The sequence below is a fragment of the Chryseobacterium gwangjuense genome, from assembly GCF_021311115.1.
Classification (GTDB): Bacteria; Bacteroidota; Bacteroidia; order Flavobacteriales; family Weeksellaceae; genus Chryseobacterium; species Chryseobacterium gwangjuense.
The window spans coordinates 132444-152136 of the sequence record NZ_JAJTNP010000008.1 but is presented as its reverse complement, the minus strand read 5'-3'; the positions used below and the strand labels follow the sequence as shown (position 1 = coordinate 152136).

General features: G+C 33.2%; 23 protein-coding genes. 14 read left to right on the top strand and 9 right to left on the bottom strand.

What is annotated here, in order from left to right; all coding sequences use genetic code 11:
• Nucleotides 1-45 precede the first annotated feature (45 nt).
• The 6 genes from LV842_RS15960 to LV842_RS15935 form a co-directional block, all read right to left on the bottom strand.
• On the bottom strand, nucleotides 46-840 hold the full coding sequence (locus LV842_RS15960; protein WP_233112425.1) for an SDR family oxidoreductase: 795 nt from the start codon (nucleotides 838-840) through the stop codon (nucleotides 46-48).
• Nucleotides 841-887: 47 nt separating this feature from the next.
• Nucleotides 888-1661, bottom strand: coding sequence for a sterol desaturase family protein (locus LV842_RS15955; RefSeq protein WP_233112424.1), 774 nt, complete (start codon nucleotides 1659-1661; stop codon nucleotides 888-890).
• 118 nt (nucleotides 1662-1779) lie between these two features.
• Nucleotides 1780-2445 (bottom strand): hypothetical protein, encoded by a 666-nt coding sequence (locus LV842_RS15950; RefSeq protein ID WP_233112423.1) that lies wholly within the window; start codon nucleotides 2443-2445, stop codon nucleotides 1780-1782.
• Nucleotides 2446-3669, bottom strand: coding sequence for a 3-phosphoshikimate 1-carboxyvinyltransferase (locus LV842_RS15945; RefSeq protein ID WP_233112432.1), 1224 nt, complete (start codon nucleotides 3667-3669; stop codon nucleotides 2446-2448).
• A gap of 85 nt (nucleotides 3670-3754) precedes the next feature.
• A complete protein-coding gene (locus LV842_RS15940; RefSeq protein ID WP_233112422.1) occupies nucleotides 3755-4081 on the bottom strand; it encodes a nucleotide pyrophosphohydrolase in 327 nt (108 codons plus the stop codon).
• A 78-nt stretch (nucleotides 4082-4159) separates the two neighbouring features.
• Complete coding sequence (locus LV842_RS15935; RefSeq protein WP_233112421.1) at nucleotides 4160-5563, bottom strand: hypothetical protein; 1404 nt, start codon at nucleotides 5561-5563, stop codon at nucleotides 4160-4162.
• 185 nt (nucleotides 5564-5748) lie between these two features.
• Between LV842_RS15935 and LV842_RS15930 the strand changes: the two genes are divergently transcribed.
• The 6 genes from LV842_RS15930 to guaB all read left to right on the top strand — a co-directional run bounded on the left by LV842_RS15930 (nucleotide 5749) and on the right by guaB (nucleotide 11565).
• Nucleotides 5749-6000 carry a type B 50S ribosomal protein L31 gene (locus LV842_RS15930; RefSeq protein WP_233112420.1) on the top strand — a complete coding sequence of 84 codons (252 nt, stop codon included), beginning with the start codon at nucleotides 5749-5751 and terminating at the stop codon, nucleotides 5998-6000.
• Nucleotides 6001-6177: 177 nt separating this feature from the next.
• On the top strand, nucleotides 6178-7338 hold the full coding sequence (locus LV842_RS15925) for a GlmU family protein (RefSeq protein ID WP_233112419.1): 1161 nt from the start codon (nucleotides 6178-6180) through the stop codon (nucleotides 7336-7338).
• 99 nt (nucleotides 7339-7437) lie between these two features.
• Nucleotides 7438-7947 carry an RNA polymerase sigma factor gene (locus LV842_RS15920; RefSeq protein ID WP_233112418.1) on the top strand — a complete coding sequence of 170 codons (510 nt, stop codon included), beginning with the start codon at nucleotides 7438-7440 and terminating at the stop codon, nucleotides 7945-7947.
• Nucleotides 7922-8602: a hypothetical protein gene (locus LV842_RS15915; protein ID WP_233112417.1), complete on the top strand. Its 681-nt coding sequence runs from the start codon at nucleotides 7922-7924 to the stop codon at nucleotides 8600-8602. Before LV842_RS15920 ends, LV842_RS15915 begins: the two co-directional genes overlap by 26 nt.
• Complete coding sequence (locus tag LV842_RS15910; protein ID WP_233112416.1) at nucleotides 8577-9896, top strand: DUF4252 domain-containing protein; 1320 nt, start codon at nucleotides 8577-8579, stop codon at nucleotides 9894-9896. The genes LV842_RS15915 and LV842_RS15910 overlap by 26 nt, the downstream gene beginning before the upstream one ends.
• Before the next feature lie 208 nt (nucleotides 9897-10104).
• On the top strand, nucleotides 10105-11565 hold the full coding sequence (gene guaB / locus LV842_RS15905) for an IMP dehydrogenase (protein ID WP_233112415.1): 1461 nt from the start codon (nucleotides 10105-10107) through the stop codon (nucleotides 11563-11565).
• Nucleotides 11566-11640: 75 nt separating this feature from the next.
• On the opposite strand, the gene LV842_RS15900 is transcribed toward guaB, so the two are convergent.
• On the bottom strand, nucleotides 11641-12708 hold the full coding sequence (locus LV842_RS15900; protein WP_233112414.1) for a DUF4407 domain-containing protein: 1068 nt from the start codon (nucleotides 12706-12708) through the stop codon (nucleotides 11641-11643).
• Nucleotides 12709-12934: 226 nt separating this feature from the next.
• On the opposite strand from LV842_RS15900, the gene LV842_RS15895 reads away from it, so the two are divergent.
• From LV842_RS15895 to LV842_RS15885, 3 genes are all read left to right on the top strand, one after another.
• Complete coding sequence (locus tag LV842_RS15895) at nucleotides 12935-14836, top strand: zinc-dependent metalloprotease (RefSeq protein ID WP_233112413.1); 1902 nt, start codon at nucleotides 12935-12937, stop codon at nucleotides 14834-14836.
• Nucleotides 14837-14888: 52 nt separating this feature from the next.
• The gene (locus LV842_RS15890) at nucleotides 14889-15350 is read left to right on the top strand and encodes a lipocalin family protein (protein ID WP_233112412.1); all 462 of its coding nucleotides are present in this window, start codon (nucleotides 14889-14891) and stop codon (nucleotides 15348-15350) included.
• Between the two features lie 69 nt (nucleotides 15351-15419).
• Nucleotides 15420-15830 carry a hypothetical protein gene (locus tag LV842_RS15885; RefSeq protein ID WP_233112411.1) on the top strand — a complete coding sequence of 137 codons (411 nt, stop codon included), beginning with the start codon at nucleotides 15420-15422 and terminating at the stop codon, nucleotides 15828-15830.
• A gap of 27 nt (nucleotides 15831-15857) precedes the next feature.
• On the opposite strand, the gene ruvC is transcribed toward LV842_RS15885, so the two are convergent.
• Together ruvC and LV842_RS15875 are read right to left on the bottom strand one after the other, a co-directional pair.
• Nucleotides 15858-16415, bottom strand: a complete 558-nt coding sequence (ruvC, locus tag LV842_RS15880) for a crossover junction endodeoxyribonuclease RuvC (protein WP_233112410.1) — start codon at nucleotides 16413-16415, stop codon at nucleotides 15858-15860.
• Between the two features lie 49 nt (nucleotides 16416-16464).
• Nucleotides 16465-16983 (bottom strand): 2'-5' RNA ligase family protein, encoded by a 519-nt coding sequence (locus LV842_RS15875; protein ID WP_233112409.1) that lies wholly within the window; start codon nucleotides 16981-16983, stop codon nucleotides 16465-16467.
• 98 nt (nucleotides 16984-17081) lie between these two features.
• On the opposite strand from LV842_RS15875, the gene LV842_RS15870 reads away from it, so the two are divergent.
• The 5 genes from LV842_RS15870 to LV842_RS15850 all read left to right on the top strand — a co-directional run bounded on the left by LV842_RS15870 (nucleotide 17082) and on the right by LV842_RS15850 (nucleotide 19603).
• The gene (locus LV842_RS15870) at nucleotides 17082-17405 is read left to right on the top strand and encodes a PadR family transcriptional regulator (RefSeq protein WP_233112408.1); all 324 of its coding nucleotides are present in this window, start codon (nucleotides 17082-17084) and stop codon (nucleotides 17403-17405) included.
• Entirely contained in the window at nucleotides 17402-18019 is a 618-nt protein-coding gene (locus tag LV842_RS15865; protein WP_233112407.1) for a hypothetical protein, read from the top strand. Before LV842_RS15870 ends, LV842_RS15865 begins: the two co-directional genes overlap by 4 nt.
• The gene (locus tag LV842_RS15860; protein ID WP_233112406.1) at nucleotides 18016-18723 is read left to right on the top strand and encodes a hypothetical protein; all 708 of its coding nucleotides are present in this window, start codon (nucleotides 18016-18018) and stop codon (nucleotides 18721-18723) included. The genes LV842_RS15865 and LV842_RS15860 overlap by 4 nt, the downstream gene beginning before the upstream one ends.
• 167 nt (nucleotides 18724-18890) lie before the next feature.
• Nucleotides 18891-19442 carry a hypothetical protein gene (locus tag LV842_RS15855; protein WP_233112405.1) on the top strand — a complete coding sequence of 184 codons (552 nt, stop codon included), beginning with the start codon at nucleotides 18891-18893 and terminating at the stop codon, nucleotides 19440-19442.
• Nucleotides 19443-19453: 11 nt separating this feature from the next.
• A complete protein-coding gene (locus LV842_RS15850) occupies nucleotides 19454-19603 on the top strand; it encodes a hypothetical protein (RefSeq protein ID WP_233112404.1) in 150 nt (49 codons plus the stop codon).
• Nucleotides 19604-19693: the final 90 nt, after the last annotated feature.

Below are 19693 nucleotides of genomic sequence, written 5' to 3'. Positions count from 1 at the left end.
AATGGTTCAAAAATAGGTAAATAAAATTTGTTTTAATAACTGAAACTAAGCCAGTTTATTATATTTCTTCATTAAATTTTCATAAGTTCCCTGTGGAAGAATCCATTTTAAAGGAACTCCGATTTTTTGACCGAATTTCCCGAAATAATAATGAGCTTTCCATTTATTTTTATTCAGAAGAGCTTCAATATATTCTGCAACCTCTAAAGGTTCTGTTCCGTCGCCAACATGAGAATTCATCAAAGCATATACTTTATCAAATACATTTTTATAAGGCTCGGAAACTTTTGTTCGCACACGGTTTTCTGCAATATTGGTTTTAATATCACCTAAATGAAGTGAGCAGACATTCACATTCCAAGGATACACTTCATATCTCATAGCTTCTGTCACCTTATCCAAAGCAGATTTTGAAGCAGAATAAAATCCGCGGAAAGGCAATCCCATTTCACTTCCGATACTGGAAACATTAATGATTTGCCCGAATTTATTTTCACGCATTTTAGGCATTACCGCACTCATCATCTGAACGGCTCCGACAAGATTCAGGTTGAACAATTTTAGAATATCTTCTTTTGAAGAATCTTCCACAGCTCCTACCATTCCCATTCCGGCATTATTAATCAGAACATCAATTCTCGTTTCTGTTTTTAATACTTCTGCGATGGCATTCTGAACCGCATTATTATCTGTAACATCAGTCGGAATAGAGGTGAAATATTGACTTTCGGTATGTTTTCTGCTCAGACCATACACTTTATGACCTTTCTTTCCGAAATATTCTGCTAATACGAAACCAATTCCTGATGAAGTTCCCGTAATGATGATTGTTTTTGACATTAGTATGTGAAGTATTTTTTTGAAATTTTAGTTATGAGTTTTTCTGATTAAGATTTTTCATTGTAAATATCTTTAAATAAAATCATTTTTCCAATTTTAGAAGATGCTCCGTTGTAAAAACCTGTTTCTGCCGCAAAATCTTTTGGATTGCGAAATGTTCCAAATATAATATCAAATAACGGCAAATCTGAATAATTATAGGCATGAACACCTTTTGCATGATGCAAAGAATGGGATTCTGGCCGTTGAAAAAAGTACCCTATCCATTGTGGAGTTTTAATATTTACGTGCTGAAAGACAGCCAAAAATGTAGCTCCATATATTGCATAAATTGTCGCTTGTGGTGTAAAACCGGCAACCCAGATCATGGTAAGGCTTGTTAAAAATGTAAATCCAATCATATCCATCGGACTGAAAAAGAAAGCTCCATAAGTATCAACCCGTTCTGCACTATGATGCATTTGGTGAAATACCCTCCAAAGCAGATGGTTTTTATGCATAGAACGATGCCAAAAATACACGCCAAGCTCATACAATGACAAAGCAACGAAACCACCCCAATAATTTCCTAAAAAAGACAAGTCAAGTATTCGGTATTCGGCTAGATAGTCATTCCAGATTAATGGGAGATAAGAAGACAGGAAAAAATAAATAATAAATGAGATAATACCTTTTATCCTCCAGAATTTAACGGGAGGTAATTTTCTTCCCGGGATTATTTCTTCAGCAATCATCAAAACAAAAAAAATGCAAATTACAATGATAGAGGCGGGATCAACCAGAATTTGCCATGGTGTCGGAAGTTGTGAAATTGTAATCATGGTATTTGTTTTTTAGTATTTTCATACATCAAATTTACAATGATTAGAAAGAATATTATCAAATTAAACAGTGAAAACAATTCTTTGTGAAATTCCTAAGTTAATGCTGGTTTGAATATTAGTAAACAAAATATTTTTTTGAACCGGGGATTTTGAATTTATTTTCCCCAATCCTGAATTCGTTCATTTTTATAAGAGCACCGAATTTATGAATAAATTCTTTGTGAATATCCTGCGGAATCTTTCTGTTTTCATCTCCGTCACATTCAGAGTAGGTTTCATCAATAATGACTTTTCCTGTGGAGAAATTGACATCATTTACAAAATTGAATTCACAAGTATCTTCAAATTGATTGAATGCACCAATCAGATAAAAATCTCCATTTTGAAAACGGAAGGTATACTTGCTCGTATCCATATGTCTGGAATTTGAATAAAATGATTGAGAAATGACAAGACAATTATTTTTGATCTGTATTTCAAGTTTGTTGTCTTCAGAATAAAAACCGGCTTCACTTGAGTTAAGTATCGTTGAATTTTCTTTCCAGATTTTTAAACTTCCCTGAATGTTTTTTAAAACATAAAACTTTCTTTGATATCCTTGATTTTTAGTTTTCTCAGAGGTGTTGTATACAATTACCGTTTCTTCTTTTCCGTCTTTATCCAAATAACCTTTTACTTCCAAAATTTTTTCATAACCCTTTGGAATCACAAAATTTTTCAATTCCTGTGATTGAAACATAGTGAAAATAATAAGGGAGAAAAAAGAAAGGAAAAGTTTCATTTAGTCTTTATTTAAAATCTTTGATAAGTCTTCCCAAAACATCGGATACGATTTTTCCACTACATTTTCGTCCTCAATATTTAATTCCTTAATCAGACAAAACGGAGCAAAACTCATGGCCATTCTATGATCCTGATAAGTTTTAATAGAAATATTTTCTTCAGGTTCGTTGAATTGAACAGATTGTATGGTTGAATCTGTAATTTCGGTTTCCGTTCCCAATTTTTTCAGTTCGTTATAGAGTGCAAGAAGTCTGTCGGTTTCTTTTACTCTTAACGTTCCTAATCCTGAAATTTCAAAAGGAATTTTTAATGCTGCGGTGGTTACACACAATGTTTGGGCAATATCCGGACAATTATTCATGTCCAATATAATTTTTTCAGGCAACTGGAAATCCGGATCCGGCTGAAGGGTAATTTTATGTTCTGCTTCTGTGAAAACCGTTTTAATTCCAAAAAAGTCTTCATAAATTTTTGCAATGGCAGAATCTCCCTGTGTTGATTCTTTATAAAAACTTTTCAGGTGAATGGTTTCTCTTCCCAATGCTGCGAAAGAATAGAAATACGATGCAGAGCTCCAGTCGCTTTCTACTTCGTAGTTGATGGTTGATAGTTGATGGTTGATAGTTGATTCTACTTTAATAGTGTTGCCAACGAAACTGTTTTTAATTCCGAATTTGGTTAAAATATCCAAAGTCATTTCGATATAAGATCTCGAGGTAACTGTACCAATAAGATTTATTTCCAGTCCTTTTTCAAGTTTTGCTGCAATCAACAGAAGAGAAGTGATAAACTGGCTCGAAATATCGGCCGGGACATCAACTTGAGTCTGCGTTATTTTTCTTCCGATAATTTTTAATGGTGGAAAGCCTTCATTTTCCAGATATTCAATATCTACTCCCAGATTTTGTAAAGCAGTTACCAGATTTTTTATGGGGCGTTCCTTCATCCTTCCCGAACCGGTAAGAATAGTAGTTTTTCCTTCGGCAATAGAATAATAAGAAGTAAGAAAACGCATTGCCGTTCCCGCATGGTGAATATCTACCGTTTCAGTATTCTCCGATAATGCTTTTTTGAGCAATTGCGTATCCTGGGAATTAGACAAATTCCCGATTTTTATATTTTTAAACAAACTTTCTAAAATCAACAAACGATTCGAAATACTTTTCGAACCGCTGATTTGTATGGTTTGGTTTCCTGTTAATTCTGATTTTTCTAACTTCATCTTCTCTAAATGGAAGCTGGAAGCAGGGAGCTGGATGTTCAATTACTGTGTTAAACTTCCGGCTTCCATCACCAATCTTCCTACATTATTTTAATTTTTCATTATTCTGATGACGATCTTTATCGCGATCAGTTTTTATTTTCATTTTTTTATCAAAAGCGTCTTGCAGATTCACTCCGGTTTGATTGGCTAAGCATAATGTCACAAATAAAACATCTGCCAGTTCCTCTCCCAAATCTTTATTTTTATCGCTTTCCTTTTCGCTTTGTTCTCCATACCTTCTGGCAATGATTCTTGCCACTTCACCCACTTCTTCCGTCAGCATTGCCATATTGGTAAGCTCATTGAAATAACGAACGCCAATTGTTTTTATCCATTCATCGACCTGCTGTTGCAGATTTGTAATTTCCATTATGATCTATTATTAATCTGTTGTTCCAAAGAACTGATCTTACTATTCTAAGCTCTTTTTTATTAAAATTTAAAAGAATTATTCATAAGCTCCCAAAGTCGGAGTGCTGCTTCTTGTAGCTCCAACGATATCTGTATTAGCTGAAGAGATCAGTACACCTTTATTTTTTGCAGGAGAAGTTGATTTTACCCTTAGATTTTGTTTTGCAGTAAAATAGTTAATGAATTGAGGATCTTTGTTTTTATCACTTTGAAAAACAATGAGAGCGTTGCCAAAATCATATCCGGATTCTGATGTATTTGAATATTTGATCAGAGAGTTTTTAATTGAGAATTCAAATTGCTGTCCAAAAGTAGGCTCAACATGAACGGCATTATCTTTATCCGAGTAAACGATACTGTTTTGAATGTTCAGCAACTGCAATGCGCCCTGCTCTGTTTGCCCGTTTTCATTTTTCCATTCATTGGCTGCGAATATACCGGTTCTTGTAAATGAACCTAATGTTTTAGAATAATTGGCAATCGTAGCGTGGATGTAAGAATGATAACCTCCTCTGTAAATTCCGATACAAGATTCTCCACAATTATTCATAACAAGATTCGTAGCATTAACGGTAGAACCTACAGCATAAATTCCATATTCCTGAAAAGTATGAATAAATGAATTGTTAATAGTAGCATTGGCTTTTTTCATATCTAAACCTCTGGTTCCGCCAAATAATCTTGCGTGGTTCATATTCAGGATAGAATTGGCTTCCATTCTGATAGAATTCCAGTTTTTAGGAATAGTATCATAATACGTATCGTTTCTGTCTCCTCTTAAAATCACTTCATTATCTAATGCACCATTGATATTCAAAGTTGCGGCATCGGAAACTTTCATTCCGCTGTTGGAGTGGAAATATACTTTTGTTCCAGGTTGTATGTTAAGCTTTATCCCCGGATTAATAGTTAGATCACCATAGATAATCTTCGCTTTGTTATTACTCCATGTAGTATTGACGTCAATGACATTCGGATTGGTAGGTGTTTTAATGAAAAATTCGGCATCCTGTACTACAGAAAATAAAGTAACATGTTGTTGTCCTGCAGAACTTGTGAAAAGTACTTTGTCTTCGGCAATAGCTTCAGGTCCTGTTGCTTCAGGAGCGATTTCCACAAATATATAAAGGCTGTCTTTTTTTCTTAAAGGAACATTTTTAAAATCATATCCTGCTTTTCCGTCTACATTGATTTTATATAAAGAAGCGGCTCCTTTTTCCAGATTAATTCTTGGAATGATAACATCTTTATCTTCATTATTAAATACTTTCACTACATAAGTTTCCGAACGTACCTGATGGTATACTGTATCACAAAAAACCGTATCTCTCGAGAAACTTAACGGCTGCGTTGGTTCATCAAATGTAATGTCATCTTTATTACAAGACACGGCTAAAAGCAGCATCCAAAAAGAAAAAGCAAGTAATAATTTGAATTTCATCGAAAATAAAGTTTATATAAGTTTCAAATGTAACGAAAATACTTCAAATTTCTTGTCTTCGAAAAAATATTGAACAGGTATTTGTATATTATAAAAATTATTGTATTTTTGCAACCTAAAATTTAGCAGAAGAAATACCATTACTATTTCGAAAGCAAAACTTTAATTTTTTAAAAAATTGTATTATGAAAAACGGAATTCACCCAGAAAATTATAGACTTGTTGTTTTCAAAGATATGAGTAACGACGAAGTATTTCTTTGCAAATCTACTGCAGACACAAAAGACACTATCGAGTTTGAAGGACAAGAGTATCCTCTAATCAAAATGGAAATCTCTTCAACTTCTCACCCTTTCTACACAGGAAAAACTAAATTAGTTGATACTGCAGGTAGAGTTGATAAGTTCATGAACAAATACAAAAAATTCGCTAAGTAATTTTTTGCTATCAAAATATTTAAAAGTCTTTCGGTTTCCGGAAGACTTTTTTATTTGTAATTTTGTTGGAACTAGAAATCAGAAGCAGGGAATCAGACGTCATTTTAAATAAATCATTTTAAAAACTTCCGGTTTTCAACCTCTAATTTCTAACCTCTAACTTCTAACTTCAATAAAATGCAATTAGTATTTTCAGATGCACAATATTGGGAAGACTTTCTTCCGCTTACCTTTACACGTCCTGTTGCAGAAATGCGATGCGGAATCCTTACTTTTTCCGAAAGATGGCAGAAAATTTTAGAAAATACAGAGGTCTCCTACTTTACGGAGGCTTATCTTCAACAGAAATTCAGAGAGCCTGAAAAAAAAGAAAGCCTTTTTCTGGTGACGAATTTTTTGCCGACTGAAAATGTCATTCAGCAAATTAAAGATCTGAAACAAGGAGAAGCGTTGGTATATGAAGATGAGTTGGTGGCAGCTAAAATCAATATGGAAGATTTTTCTCTGCATCAGATTGAGAAAATGACAGATATAAAAGAAGAATTGATTTTCTTTAAAAAGCCGACCGATCTTTTTACCTATAATAATAAAGCGATCGATTTTGACTTTGATCTGCTTACAAAAGGAAGAATTTCGGAGGAGCTTTCTTCAACGAATGGATTTCTGGGTGATAAAAAAGATTTATTTATTGAAGAAGGAGCAGAAGTCGAGTTCTCTACATTAAATACAAAAACAGGGAAAATCTATATCGGGAAAAATGCGGAAGTCATGGAAGGCTGTAATCTTCGTGGCCCGATTGCACTTTGTGAAGAATCAAAGTTTAATTTAGGAGCAAAAATTTACGGGGCAACGACTATTGGTCCTCATTCTAAAGTGGGAGGAGAGGTCAGCAATATTATTATTTTTGGATATACGAATAAAGGTCACGACGGCTTTGTGGGAAATTCTGTGATCGGGGAATGGTGTAATCTGGGAGCAGATACGAATTCTTCCAATCTTAAAAATAATTACGGTCATGTAAAACTTTGGAATTACCGAACTAAAGCTTTCGAAGATACAGGATTGCAATTTGCAGGCTTGATTATGGGAGACCATTCTAAAACTGCGATCAATACTCAGTTAAATACAGGAACTGTGATCGGAGTTGCATCTAATATTTTCAAAGAAGGTTTCCCTCCGAATCTCATTGAAAACTTCTCATGGGGAGGCTTCAAAGATGATGAAAGATTTAAACTGGACAAAGCTTACGAAGTGGCAGAAAAAGCAATGGCAAGAAGAAAAGTACCTTTAACAGATGATGATAAGGCTATTTTTAAACATATTTTTGATACCTATTAATACTATGAATAAAGGAAACTTCAAGATTTTTTGAAGTTTTTTTGTTTTTAATGTAATGAAATGTAAAATCTGATTGTCTTACTTATAGAAACAAAACTTATGACCCAAGATACCTTTAAGAATACGGTATTCATTCTCAAAGATGAGATGTATCGCTTTGCGAAAAGGTTTGTCATGAGCAGTGATGAAGCAGAAGATGTGGTGCAGGATTTAATGATTAAGTTTTGGCAGAAAAAAGAAGAACTGGGGCAATTTGGGAATTTAAAATCCTATGCTTTGAAAGCCGTCCGGAACGAATGCCTGAACAGACTGAAACACCACGATGTGAAGTTAGGATTTGCAGATATGCAGCTTCACCGCTCAGAATTGTACAGTATGGAAGTGAATAATCTGAAAGAACAGATTGTTGGGTATATTAACCAGCTTCCGGAAAAGCAAAAGATGGTTATCCATTTGAAAGATGTAGAAGAATATGAAGTTTCAGAAATTGCTGAAATGCTGGAAATGGAAGAAAACGCAGTAAGAGTAAATCTGATGCGGGCAAGACAAAAAGTAAAAGAACAAATCTCACAACTGATGAGCTATGAACAACGACAAATTTCAAAATAAATACGACGAAATCTTTCAGAATATCAAGGAAGAAAAAATGGATTGGGATTTTGAAGATTTTCTGAAGAAAGCGGAAAACAATGAAGTTGAAAACAATGATGAAGCTCCGGTGATTCCGATCGGAAAAAACAAGCCTTCTTTCCCGAAATGGTTTTGGATGGCTGCAAGTGTCGTTTTGCTTGCAGGGATTGGATTTGTTTTTAATCAATATCAAAATTCAGATATACAAGATCAGGCTCAGTTTGTTGAGAACCAGATTAAAAATCAGAAAAATAATTTCATTGAAGAAAACAATGATCATCAGTCTCAGGTTGCGGTAAACCATCCTGCTGATTCTATTTCCGGAGCAAAAAAAGATTCTATTTTCCAGGATAATCAAGTGGCGGAAAAGGATGTTTTAGATGAAATTTTACCGAAAAGAGGAAGGCTGAAAAAAGAAAATAAACCAAGATTTGTAAACAATTCAAATTATAATAAAACCTCAATAGATTCTACGGGATACAATGATTCTTATGTTATTGTAAACGGAAGAAGAATTACCAGCGAAAAAGAGGCAATAGATGTGGCCACCTATTCCTTTATGAAAATGGGAAATGAGTTTAAAAAAACAGTAGCATCATCCCAAAAAAATGAAAGTTTTAACAATGAATACTAAAGCCATGAAAAAAATATTTGCGATACTAATTATTCTTTTAAACAGTTTGGTAACCTATTCCGGGCAGACTGAAAAATTGAACCAGCTTTTTCAGGATTTTGAAAAAAATGGGGGAGTGACCTCTATCAATATTAAAAAACCAATGTTCAAATTGTTAAATACAATTGACGTTGATGATGAATATCTGAAAAAAATAAAACCAATTTTAAATCAGGTTGATGGTCTCAAACTTCTTATCATTCCGAAAGCAACATTTCCTGAAGATTTAAAATCTGAAAATATTGAAAATATAAAACTGAATCAGGAAAAGACGAATAAGATTAATAAAGCTTTACAAGGTCTTAATTTTAATGAATTAATGTCTATGAACAGCGATGGAACTTCTATGAAGTTTCTGGCAGAAACCGAAAAAGGTGACTTTTTAGAAAATTTGGTTTTCAATATTGATTCTGAGGATGAAAATTTAGTTTTTATTCTGAACGGGAAAATGAAAATGACCGATGTGAATAAGATCATTAATTCTGTCGAAACAAAAACGGCGACCAATACCGTTACGAATACTACAACTCGTTTTGCATCAGAAAATACATCTTCTTATTTGAATGGTGAAGCTAGAAATGTGGGAGAGTTTTCAGGAATTGATGTAAGTATGGGAGTGAATGTTGTTTTCAAACAAGAAAGTCCAACAAATATTAAAGTAATTGCAGATGCTGATAAGCTTCAGTATATTATAACCAAAGTTGAAAACGGGGTATTAAAAGTATACGTTGACAATAAGGGAGTTAAAAACTTAAAGTTTAAAAACCTGAGTGTAAATGTTTCTTCTCCCAATATGTCAAATATTAAAATTTCTTCGGGAGCAACTTTTACAGGTGTTAATATGATTAAAGAAAACAATCTGGGTATCAATGCATCATCAGGAGCTCTCGTAAAAGGAAACTTTGTTATTTCAAATACAACGAATGTTGAGGCAAGTTCAGGTTCGAATATTAAATCAAATATTACGACTAAAGTAATTAACGTCAATGTTTCAAGTGGTGCTAGTGCAAATTTGGGAGGAGAAGCGCAATCAGCAACGATCGATCTTAATAGTGGAGCGTCTTGCAGTGCTGATAACTTGAAAATTAATACCGCTGTAGCAAAATCAACCTCAGGAGCAAGCCTTTCACTGTCTGTCTCTGATAAACTCAAAATAAGTGTTTCTTCAGGTGGGGCAGCAAAGCTGAAGGGAGATCCTGAATTAGACGCTAAAATAGACAAAGTTTCGGGAGGCAGCTTCAAGCAAATTAAATAATAGAAAATTGTTTGATTGCTGAAAAGAAACAACTGTATTTTTCAAATAAGTGACTTCATATTCATATACTTATTATTTTGTGCAAACCAACCGTTCTGAAAAAGAGCGGTTTTTTTGATTTAAGATATTGATTATTAAATTTTATGTAAACTATTAAAATCAATTTTCGTATCTCGTCAAAATGTCTTAATTTTGCAAGAAAGTAAAGATGTCTATTCATAACAAAATTGTAGAGACAGCCATCACTTTCGATGACGTGCTTCTAGTTCCTTCTTATTCTGAAGTTTTACCTAACCAGGTTTCATTAAAATCAAGACTTACCGACAAAATTACGCTGAATGTTCCGATTGTATCCGCAGCTATGGATACCGTAACAGAAGCAGATTTGGCAATTGCTTTGGCAAGAGTTGGAGGTTTGGGCTTCATTCATAAAAATATGACGATCGCTGAACAGGCAGCACAAGTAAACAGAGTGAAACGTTCTGAAAACGGAATGATCTCAGATCCTGTAACTCTTTCAAAAGATCATACTTTAGGAGAGGCTAAAGAATTGATGACGAAATATAAAATCTCAGGTTTACCGGTTGTAGATGCAGAAAATGTTTTGATCGGAATCATTACCAACAGAGATGTAAAATATCAGGAAAATCTTAACGTGAAAGTTGAGGAGATCATGACCAAAGATAATCTGATCACTTCTGATAAAAATACAAATCTTGAGAAAGCGAAAGAAATTCTTCTTAAAAATAGAGTTGAAAAACTTCCAATCGTTGATGCTGAAAATAAATTAGTAGGTTTAATTACCATTAAAGATATTGACAATCAATTAGAGTATCCTAATGCAAACAAAGATCAGAACGGTCGTTTGATCGTTGGAGCAGGAGTTGGTGTTGGAGAAGATACATTAGATAGAATTGCTGCTTTGGTTCAGGCTGGAGTTGATATTATCGGAATTGATTCTGCTCATGGTCACTCAAAAGGAGTTTTAGATAAAATTTCAGAAATCAGAAGAGTATATCCTGATTTGGATATCGTGGGTGGAAACATTGTAACGGCTGAAGCTGCTAAAGATTTAATTGAAGCAGGGGCAAATGTTCTTAAAGTAGGTGTTGGACCTGGTTCTATCTGTACAACGAGAGTGGTTGCAGGAGTTGGAGTTCCTCAGTTATCTGCTATTTACAACGTTTATGAATATGCTCAAACTAAAAATGTTGCAGTAATTGCTGATGGAGGTATTAAACTTTCAGGAGATATCGTAAAAGCAATTGCAAGTGGAGCAGGAGCAGTAATGTTAGGTTCATTATTAGCCGGAACTGATGAAGCACCGGGTGAAGAAATTATATTCCAAGGTAGAAAATTCAAAACATATCAGGGAATGGGAAGTCTTTCTGCCATGAAGAGAGGTGGAAAAGAAAGATATTTCCAAAGTGAGGCTAAAAAATTCGTTCCGGAAGGAATTGAAGGAAGAGTACCGAGTAAAGGTAAATTGGAAGATGTTATTTTCCAACTGACCGGAGGTCTTAGAGCGGGAATGGGATATTGTGGTGCAAAAGATGTGGAAGCTTTACAGAAAGAGACTAAAATGGTAATGATTACAGGTAGCGGATTGAAAGAATCTCACCCTCATGACGTTATTATTACACAGGAAGCTCCAAACTATTCTTTGTAAATTTTTGAATAATATAAAAACAATTTCGGCGGTCGCTTTGCGACCGCCGAAATTGTTTTTATTTATAAATATGTTTTATTTTAGTTTTTCTTTAAAATCATCAATCCTAAAATCTGTCGCGGCATTTCCTTTTTCTATTTTCTCCTTAGCATATAACCGGAAATCATTTTCTGTTTTTTCAAGAAGATGATCGTAAGGTCCGATATGAGAAATAAGCTTTACTAAAACCGGAGAAATTTCAAGACAAATAAAAAGCCCCATAATAAAGCTCGCTGCTAAGCCAATAATAGCCGAGTTTTTTCCTAATTCATCCAATGCTTGAAGTCGTGCTGCAAAACCGTTGAATTTATCTTCAAATGTCTCAGTTGATTTTCTTTCCGTTTCAAGGTTAGTATAAACTTTTGAGATTTCTTTATCTAAATATTCGAGTCTTGGAGCAACTTGTTTCTGATAATTTTCTAGATCTTGGCGTCTTTGCTCCTTCAATTCCTGTTTTCGTTTTGCATTACTTCCATAGCCAATTTTTCCACTGGTAAGACCTGTTTTGGTTCCTAGAATTTCTTTTTCAAGTTCCACTGAAGCTGAATCATAAGATTTTTGATATTGGGCAATTTTTTCGGAGATTTGTTTTTTCTCTGTCTCAAAAGGTCCGCTTTGTTGCAGAATACGCCCGTTCATTTCTCCCTGAAGTTGCTTTTTGTTTCTTTGAATAATAGTATTCAACTGTTTGTTGACTTCTTTTTCAAAAATTTTAAGCTCTAATGGCTTTGAAATAATGATCCCTAAAAAAGTTGCCAAAATAAGACGTGGAATTGCCATTAATACTTGATTCCACCATGTTCCTGTTTTCTTTATGGATGAAACGATGTAACGATCCAGATTGAAAATCATTAATCCCCATAGAATACCGAATCCGATGGCTGTCCAAATATTATCAAAGACAGTAAACATTGCGTACCCAGCAGATAACGTAGCAAAAACAGCCGTAAAAAGTACAATGCCGCCAATGCCTGAAAACTTATTCCATTCGCTGGGTGTTTTTCTTAGAATATGGATGTTCCCTCCAGAACAGATCATGAGAAATTTCTGGAACCCATTAATCTTATAATCCATTTGATTTATAATTGATTGTGTTTTTTTCATGATTGAAAATTTATACAAAAATAATACTAAAAATCATACCAATGTTAAAAATAGTATTATGTTTTACCAAGTATAGTTTGAATTTTGATTAATATATTGATTATTAAGTAGTAATTCTTTTTAATTGAAATGGTGTTAAATATTTGTAAAATTTAACTGAATTTTTAGTACTGTATTTGGAAAATAATCATAGTTTTGCCGAAAATATTACATAAGTATATATAATATGAAGAAAATAAGTGTAATTTTTGCATTAATCTCTTTTATTAGTGCATTTTCTCAAAACACAAATTCTTGTGGTTTTGATGAAGTAATGAGAAAATTGAACACCAAATATCCAAATTTGGAGAGGAGCAGAGAAGAAATGGATGCTAGACTGGCAGGCTTGAATGCACAGTCTTATCTAAATAAAGTTGGGGCAACCACTTCGTGGAATGCTCTTTATACAGGGCAAGTATATGAAATTCCAGTTGTTGTGCATGTGATTGAATCTCAAGCTACAGCAAATTCAAATCTTGCAGTGACAGATCAGGAAATTATAAATTGGATTGCTAGAGCAAATAGTATGTATGCTACAACATATGGAAACGGATTTTATCCTGAAGGTTCTGGACCTACTGGTGGAGCTGTGATTCCTTTTAAACTTGTATTGGCAAAAAGATCTCCAAGCTGTCTGCCTACATCAGGTATTGTGCGATATAATGGAAGTACTCTTGCAGATTATGACACTTCTGGAGTGGCGATGCAAGGTATTAATGGAACTCCGGATTATATAATCAAAAATGAACTTGCGCCGCACTGGCCGGAGAATTCATATTTTAATATTTATGTAGTTATTGGATTTGATGGTCAACAACAACTGTCTTATGGTCTGATGGGGTATGCTGCATTTCCGGATACTTATGATTACAGCTATGAAAGTTTCATGAAAGTAGCTACCATCAAAAACCTGAATGATACCACACTTACTCACGAGCTTGGACATGCATTCGGATTATATCATACTTTTCAGGGTGTATCATATACCAGTCAAACTACATGCCCTACAAATGCAAACTGTGCAACTAGCGGTGACAGAGTCTGTGATACTTCACCTTCAAGAAGTATGTATGGGGTAACAGTTCCTAATAACACAAGTATTGACCCATGTACGGGAACCAATTATGATGGAACTCAATATAATGTAATGAATTATACCAATTCAAACCGTAAGTTTACAGATGGGCAAAGAGATAGAGCGGTCATGATGATGATGGAATACAGAAAAAATCTAATTAACTCCCTAGCAGCGAAAGATCCTTCTGTTAATATTGCATCTCCGGTGAGTGTAATTGCAGCGCAATGTAATCCTGCAGGAACACTTCATCCTACCAATAATAATTTTGCAATAGGACCTTACAAAGTTAGTTTTGGAAACATCAACAGTATTTCCAACGGATATGATTCTGATGAGGTAGCTCCTGTGTATTATTCTGATTATGCTAATGCAACATGTATTAGACCCGCTTACTATACAGATATTTCTACGACGACTAGTACTTCGCTTAAAGTAAGCTATTTGAATGGATTTAGTCAGGCAAATAAATTCAGAACAAAAGTCTGGATAGATTATAACAACAATGGTACTTTTGAAACTGCTGAATTAGTGGTAAACAATGTGTCTACAAGTAATGTGGCAGCATCTGCTTCAGTTACTCTTGCGAACGATATTACAGCTCCTGCTTCAGCAGTAAAGAATACTTATTTAAGAATGAGAGTTGCGGTAGATGCAGCGACATTTGGTTCGGTTAACCTTCCGGATTTCGGACCGTGCGACCAATTACAGTATGGACAGATGGAAGATTATGCAGTAAGAGTGTTGGATGCGTTAGGAACATCTGATGTAAAAGATAATGTAGGAGAGGCTAAAATTGTATATGTAAAAAATACTAATATATTACAGCTTGTAGGAAACAGAAGTGAAATTTTTGGAGATTATCAGCTTTTTGATATGAGTGGAAAGCTTATTCAGAAAGGAAATTCAAAAACAAATGAGATCCAAATCAATCAGCAACTTCCAAAAGGAACCTATATTATTAATTATTCTAATAATGATAAGGGAAGCGCTAAAAAGTTTATCAATAACTAATTAAAATATAAAAGAAGCTCTTGAAAAAGAGCTTCTTTTTTTATCATAAAAAATGAAAAAAATAATCTGTTTCTCCATTTTTTATTTACTATTTATTAGCTGTCAATCACAAAAGACAAATGTAAATTCAGCTAAGAATATAGAGAGTAGCTCTGATGATAAAAATTATTTCCTTGGAAATTGGAAATTAATTGAAAGGAATTATCGGGATGAAAATAATAAAAAAGCTTATCCTCTTCATGAATGCGAAAAAAAATACTCACTAACTTTTGAAAAAGAGAATACAGCTGTTTTTTTAACCAAAAACTATGTTGCGGGCAAAAACTGTGAAATAAAAAGCAATTCAGGTAAGATTATCATTACAATTAATGAAGGTTCTTTTTCCTATTTAGATCTTGATTTAAAAGTAAATGAGCGTTATAAAATAATATCAAAAAGTAAATTTTCAATTACATATAACGAAATTTTAGAAGGTAAAGTAAGGGAAATTGAAGATGTATATGTGCGATTGTAACAATAGATGAAAATTCCATTTGTGAAAATAGTCTTACCTTTAAGTAATCAATCCACAAAAAAGATAGTTATGAAAAATGCAATAAGACTTTCCTTACTATGTGTCGCATTCGTTTTGGGTTCTTGTAAAAATGAGAAAACTGTTGATGAGGAATTGAAAGAAGCTGCGGCAAATATGAACAAACTTACACCACAAACTCTCAGTGACGGAGTGCGTTTGGATAGTGTTTCTGCTTTGCCTAATAAAGTTTTCAAATATAATTATACTTTAACGGAGGATGTTAAAGAAAGTGTAACCCATGAAGAAATAGAAGCATTTAAAAGTCAGGCGAAAGAAGGGGCAATCAAATCGGTGAAAACTTCTGCTGATATGGATGAGTTCAGAAATAACGATGTGACGTTACAGTATTCTTATTCTGATAAAAACGGAAAATTAACTGCTGATTTTACTATTACTCCCGCTGAATATAAAACGAAATGATTTAATAAGTAATCCGGTGAGGGTAGATTATTTCAAACGATCTGGGTTTTGTTTTAAAAAACTTTCCCATCCGGTATATGATTTAGTATCTGCAATGGTTCCGGAATTAAAATGATGGCAAACTGCTACAGCCAAACCATCGGAAGCATCTAAATATTTAGTTGGGAATTCTTTCAGGTTTAAAAGATTCTGAAGCATCCCGGCAACCTGTTCTTTACTGGCATTTCCATTTCCGGTGATGGCCATTTTTATTTTTTTGGGGGAATATTCTGTAATAGGAATGTTTCGGTAGAGGCTTGCTGCCATCGCAACACCCTGAGCTCGTCCTAGCTTTAGCATACTCTGAACGTTTTTTCCATAGAAAGGAGCTTCTAATGCCACTTCATCCGGATGGAATTCATCGATCAGAGCCAATGTTTTTTCAAAAATATATTTAAGTTTTGTTTCGTGATTCGGGTATTTCTTTAAGAGCAATTCATGAATAGAAACCATTTCCATTTTTCCTCTTTTTACGGAAATTAATCCGAATCCCATTACCGTAGTTCCGGGGTCAATTCCTAATATTATTTTCTCTGTTGAAGTCATTGTGTCAAAGATAATGCTTTATTCAGGGAGTTGAAAAAATGGATAAAAATTATTTTCCTGAGAATGTTTTCTCGGCAATAGGAACCCATTTTCCGTCATGGCGGAGTAATACGATTTTGTCAACTAATAATTTAGTTTTGTATGGCTTTTCCTTGTAATTCATCCATGCTTTCAGAAAGTTTTCATAAGTAAGATCTCTATATCCTATCGTTACATGAGGATTGAAGGAATAGTTTTTAAAGTTGAATCTTTCTTTTACCTTATAATGAAGTTGCTTCAAATTTTCGTTTTCCTCAGGCTGTACAAATAAAACCGGATTTTTAGGATTAGGAAAACTTCCGAAACCATTTAATGTAATTTCAAAAGGAGGAAGCTCTGTATTGATTTTTTGAAAAGCCACATGTATATCATCTTCAAGCTCAATTTCCCGGTCAAATGGAGGAAACAAGGTAATATGAGCTTCGTTTTTCAGTGCTTTGGAATTTCCATAATTAATGGCAAGATCTTTTTTAAAAATGCTTATTTCTTCAATAATATGTTGAGGAGGATAAATCGCTATGAAGTACATTTTTTTCATATTTCAAAGGTAATATTTATTTAAGTTAAAAAATTCTTTTCATGCATAAGAAAATTATGCATAGATTTGTGAGGTATTAAATTTTCGGGATGAAAAAAAATAGTCTCTATAAAGGAACGCTTCAGAATATTATTTTAAAACTGCTTTCAAAAGAAGTTAAAATGTATGGCTATCAAATTACGCAGCGTGCAAAAGAACTTACAGAAGGTGAACTGGAAATGACAGAAGGTGCATTGTATCCTCTTTTACATAAATTGGAAGCAGACGGCATTATTACCTCTGAAGTGCAGGAAATTAATGGGAGAAACCGAAAATATTACCTGTTAACCGAGAAAGGAAAAAAACAACAGGCATTTCAGGAAGATGAAATGAAAAGTTATCTGTTTAATCTTAAAGCTATTTTTGATATATGATGATGGTTGAATACGAAAAAGAGATTCGTGAGTATCTGCTTTCAAAAAAACTTCCATTAGATATTTTGGTGGAACTGGAAGATCATTTTGTAATGCAGATTTCTGAATTGATGAACAAAAAAAGTATCAGTTTTCTGGAGGCTTTTATTCAGGTGAAACTGAATTGGCGGCACGAATTGGAAATGGTAAAGGCAGATGTGTTTTCATTTAGGAAGATTACCAGAATTGAAAAAAAGATGTTACAGACAAGATTTAAAAAGATTGTGTATTCGTCGCTTCTTTTTTCAATGTTATTAGGGCTAAGTATTCCAATTTCTGAAGAGCTATTTTTTTATACGGAGATTTTGATTCTTTTATTTTTTGTAATCATTTTGATGTATAATTTTATTTGGAAGAAAATGAGTTTCCGGGAATATCAGCAAATGAGTTTTCATCCTTTGTTATTAAGAAATATAGTTGTTGCTATTTTAGTTTTTCCATTCGTAGGATTTTTTTCAGGAACTTTCGATTTTTGGAAACCAATATTGAATCAGCTCATTATTTTATATAGTGTCATCGTACAAATTCAGCTTTTGTATTTCAGATCGAAAAAAATTAATGTATTACTTTCATGAACAAAGAACAAATAGATCTTATCAAGGATTATCTTATTTTTCAAAAGCTTCCGTTGGATATTTTACTGGAGGTGGAAGATCATATGGCTTCCCAGGTTTTGGATATTCAAAACAGAGACAGGTTGAGTTTTGAAGAAGCGTTTTTAAAAACTCAAAAATTGTGGGAACAAGAGTTTAAGATGACAAGTTATTCACTATTTTACTCGGAGCAGATTCCGGTAATGGTTAAGAAAATTGCTAAAGCAAAATATAATGATATTCTTAAAAAGTCTTTTTTGTATGCAATGATTTCTCTTGGGGTTAATCTATTGTTTATTTATTTTTCTGATAGTCAGGAAATGTATACTGATTTTTTTAGAGGGCAGAATATGCTGTTTCTATTGGCTCCTGCATTAGTTTGGGGGTACAATTATAAAATCAGAAATTACGTTAAAAGAGATTTTAAATATAAAGGAAGATCATTCTATTCCATCTATCAGCAAAATATGGGAATTATGATCGTAAGTATGACTACGATGGCTCAAATTGTTTCCAAAGAAGGGAAATATGCTTATTTGCTATTGAAAAATCATCATCAGGAGGATATTCTGTTTGGTTTAGTCACCTTGATTCTTCCTTTTTTTGCACAAATGATAGTTCTTTTTGGTATTATTAATTTCTTTGAACATAAAAAAACGTTGAAAAAATTATCAGTATTTGTGTAGGTTGAATTGAAGCTACTTTGTTAAATTATTAATATAGTTGTTGATTTAGTGATTATTTGATGTTTTTAGTGTTGTTTTTAGTGTTGTTTCTTTTGTTTATTATAACAATTCTTACATGTATGAATTATTTTAATAACTTTGATTACAAACCTTTAAATAAAATTAAGATGAAAAAAATTATTTTAGCTTTCAGTACACTGTTTGTTATTATATTGTCTTGTACAAATAATTCAGGTGATATAATGGAATCGCATGACAATGTTAAAAAAGAAACTCCTGCTAATGACGTTGCTTCCAAAACAGCTCAGGAATTGAATGATTTTCAACAAAATGAAAATTTAATTGCTGTTATTAATAATATTCAAGCTTATAAAGCTGCTATGTCACAAGATGATTATACTGGAATAACAAACTCTTTAGATGCTATTGCTCAAAATTCTCAAATTTTAGTTGATACATATGGAGAGGAAGAACTTAATGCATATTTAACCGAATTATCTGTTAATAATGGAGAATCTAAATTTTTTGGTACTCATGATAATAATAATTGTACTCGTAATTTGAATGGGACGACATATTGGGATCATTGCAGTTTTTGGGAAGAGGTTATAGTTGTTATTACATCCGCAATTGTATGTCAAAGTCCTGCTAGTAGTTCAACACAAGATATGAATGATTATTATAACTGTGTTCAAGATAGAATTTGTAAAACTTGTTAATTATAAAAACAATGACAAAAACAACGACATCCAAAACAACTTCCTATATTATTTTTGGGATTGTTATTTTCTTATTGACGCTATTTGCTTCTATAAAAATAAATAGAGTTTTAGACACAAAATATCTTACTCCAACAGAGTATGCAGAAAAACATAAATAATATTTAATACTTAATACTTAATTGTATCAAAAAAAGCACCTGTTTATCAGTTGCTTTTTTTGATTATTTGGTACATCATTATATATCATT

What these genes read in the sequence shown, in the direction of transcription:
- LV842_RS15900 (WP_233112414.1), bottom strand. Translation starts at nt 12,708, where the DNA reads ATGAAAAAAACACAATCAATTATAAATCAAATGGATTATAAGATTAAT.
- LV842_RS15865 (WP_233112407.1), top strand. Translation starts at nt 17,402, where the DNA reads ATGATGATGGTTGAATACGAAAAAGAGATTCGTGAGTATCTGCTTTCA.
- LV842_RS15955 (WP_233112424.1), bottom strand. Translation starts at nt 1,661, where the DNA reads ATGATTACAATTTCACAACTTCCGACACCATGGCAAATTCTGGTTGAT.
- LV842_RS15915 (WP_233112417.1), top strand. Translation starts at nt 7,922, where the DNA reads ATGAACAACGACAAATTTCAAAATAAATACGACGAAATCTTTCAGAAT.
- LV842_RS15890 (WP_233112412.1), top strand. Translation starts at nt 14,889, where the DNA reads ATGAAAAAAATAATCTGTTTCTCCATTTTTTATTTACTATTTATTAGC.
- LV842_RS15950 (WP_233112423.1), bottom strand. Translation starts at nt 2,445, where the DNA reads ATGAAACTTTTCCTTTCTTTTTTCTCCCTTATTATTTTCACTATGTTT.
- LV842_RS15925 (WP_233112419.1), top strand. Translation starts at nt 6,178, where the DNA reads ATGCAATTAGTATTTTCAGATGCACAATATTGGGAAGACTTTCTTCCG.
- LV842_RS15960 (WP_233112425.1), bottom strand. Translation starts at nt 840, where the DNA reads ATGTCAAAAACAATCATCATTACGGGAACTTCATCAGGAATTGGTTTC.
- LV842_RS15870 (WP_233112408.1), top strand. Translation starts at nt 17,082, where the DNA reads ATGAAAAAAAATAGTCTCTATAAAGGAACGCTTCAGAATATTATTTTA.
- LV842_RS15910 (WP_233112416.1), top strand. Translation starts at nt 8,577, where the DNA reads ATGAAAGTTTTAACAATGAATACTAAAGCCATGAAAAAAATATTTGCG.
- LV842_RS15860 (WP_233112406.1), top strand. Translation starts at nt 18,016, where the DNA reads ATGAACAAAGAACAAATAGATCTTATCAAGGATTATCTTATTTTTCAA.
- LV842_RS15935 (WP_233112421.1), bottom strand. Translation starts at nt 5,563, where the DNA reads ATGAAATTCAAATTATTACTTGCTTTTTCTTTTTGGATGCTGCTTTTA.
- ruvC (WP_233112410.1), bottom strand. Translation starts at nt 16,415, where the DNA reads ATGACTTCAACAGAGAAAATAATATTAGGAATTGACCCCGGAACTACG.
- LV842_RS15895 (WP_233112413.1), top strand. Translation starts at nt 12,935, where the DNA reads ATGAAGAAAATAAGTGTAATTTTTGCATTAATCTCTTTTATTAGTGCA.
- LV842_RS15885 (WP_233112411.1), top strand. Translation starts at nt 15,420, where the DNA reads ATGAAAAATGCAATAAGACTTTCCTTACTATGTGTCGCATTCGTTTTG.
- LV842_RS15920 (WP_233112418.1), top strand. Translation starts at nt 7,438, where the DNA reads ATGACCCAAGATACCTTTAAGAATACGGTATTCATTCTCAAAGATGAG.
- LV842_RS15945 (WP_233112432.1), bottom strand. Translation starts at nt 3,669, where the DNA reads ATGAAGTTAGAAAAATCAGAATTAACAGGAAACCAAACCATACAAATC.
- LV842_RS15875 (WP_233112409.1), bottom strand. Translation starts at nt 16,983, where the DNA reads ATGTACTTCATAGCGATTTATCCTCCTCAACATATTATTGAAGAAATA.
- LV842_RS15855 (WP_233112405.1), top strand. Translation starts at nt 18,891, where the DNA reads ATGAAAAAAATTATTTTAGCTTTCAGTACACTGTTTGTTATTATATTG.
- guaB (WP_233112415.1), top strand. Translation starts at nt 10,105, where the DNA reads ATGTCTATTCATAACAAAATTGTAGAGACAGCCATCACTTTCGATGAC.
- LV842_RS15940 (WP_233112422.1), bottom strand. Translation starts at nt 4,081, where the DNA reads ATGGAAATTACAAATCTGCAACAGCAGGTCGATGAATGGATAAAAACA.
- LV842_RS15850 (WP_233112404.1), top strand. Translation starts at nt 19,454, where the DNA reads ATGACAAAAACAACGACATCCAAAACAACTTCCTATATTATTTTTGGG.
- LV842_RS15930 (WP_233112420.1), top strand. Translation starts at nt 5,749, where the DNA reads ATGAAAAACGGAATTCACCCAGAAAATTATAGACTTGTTGTTTTCAAA.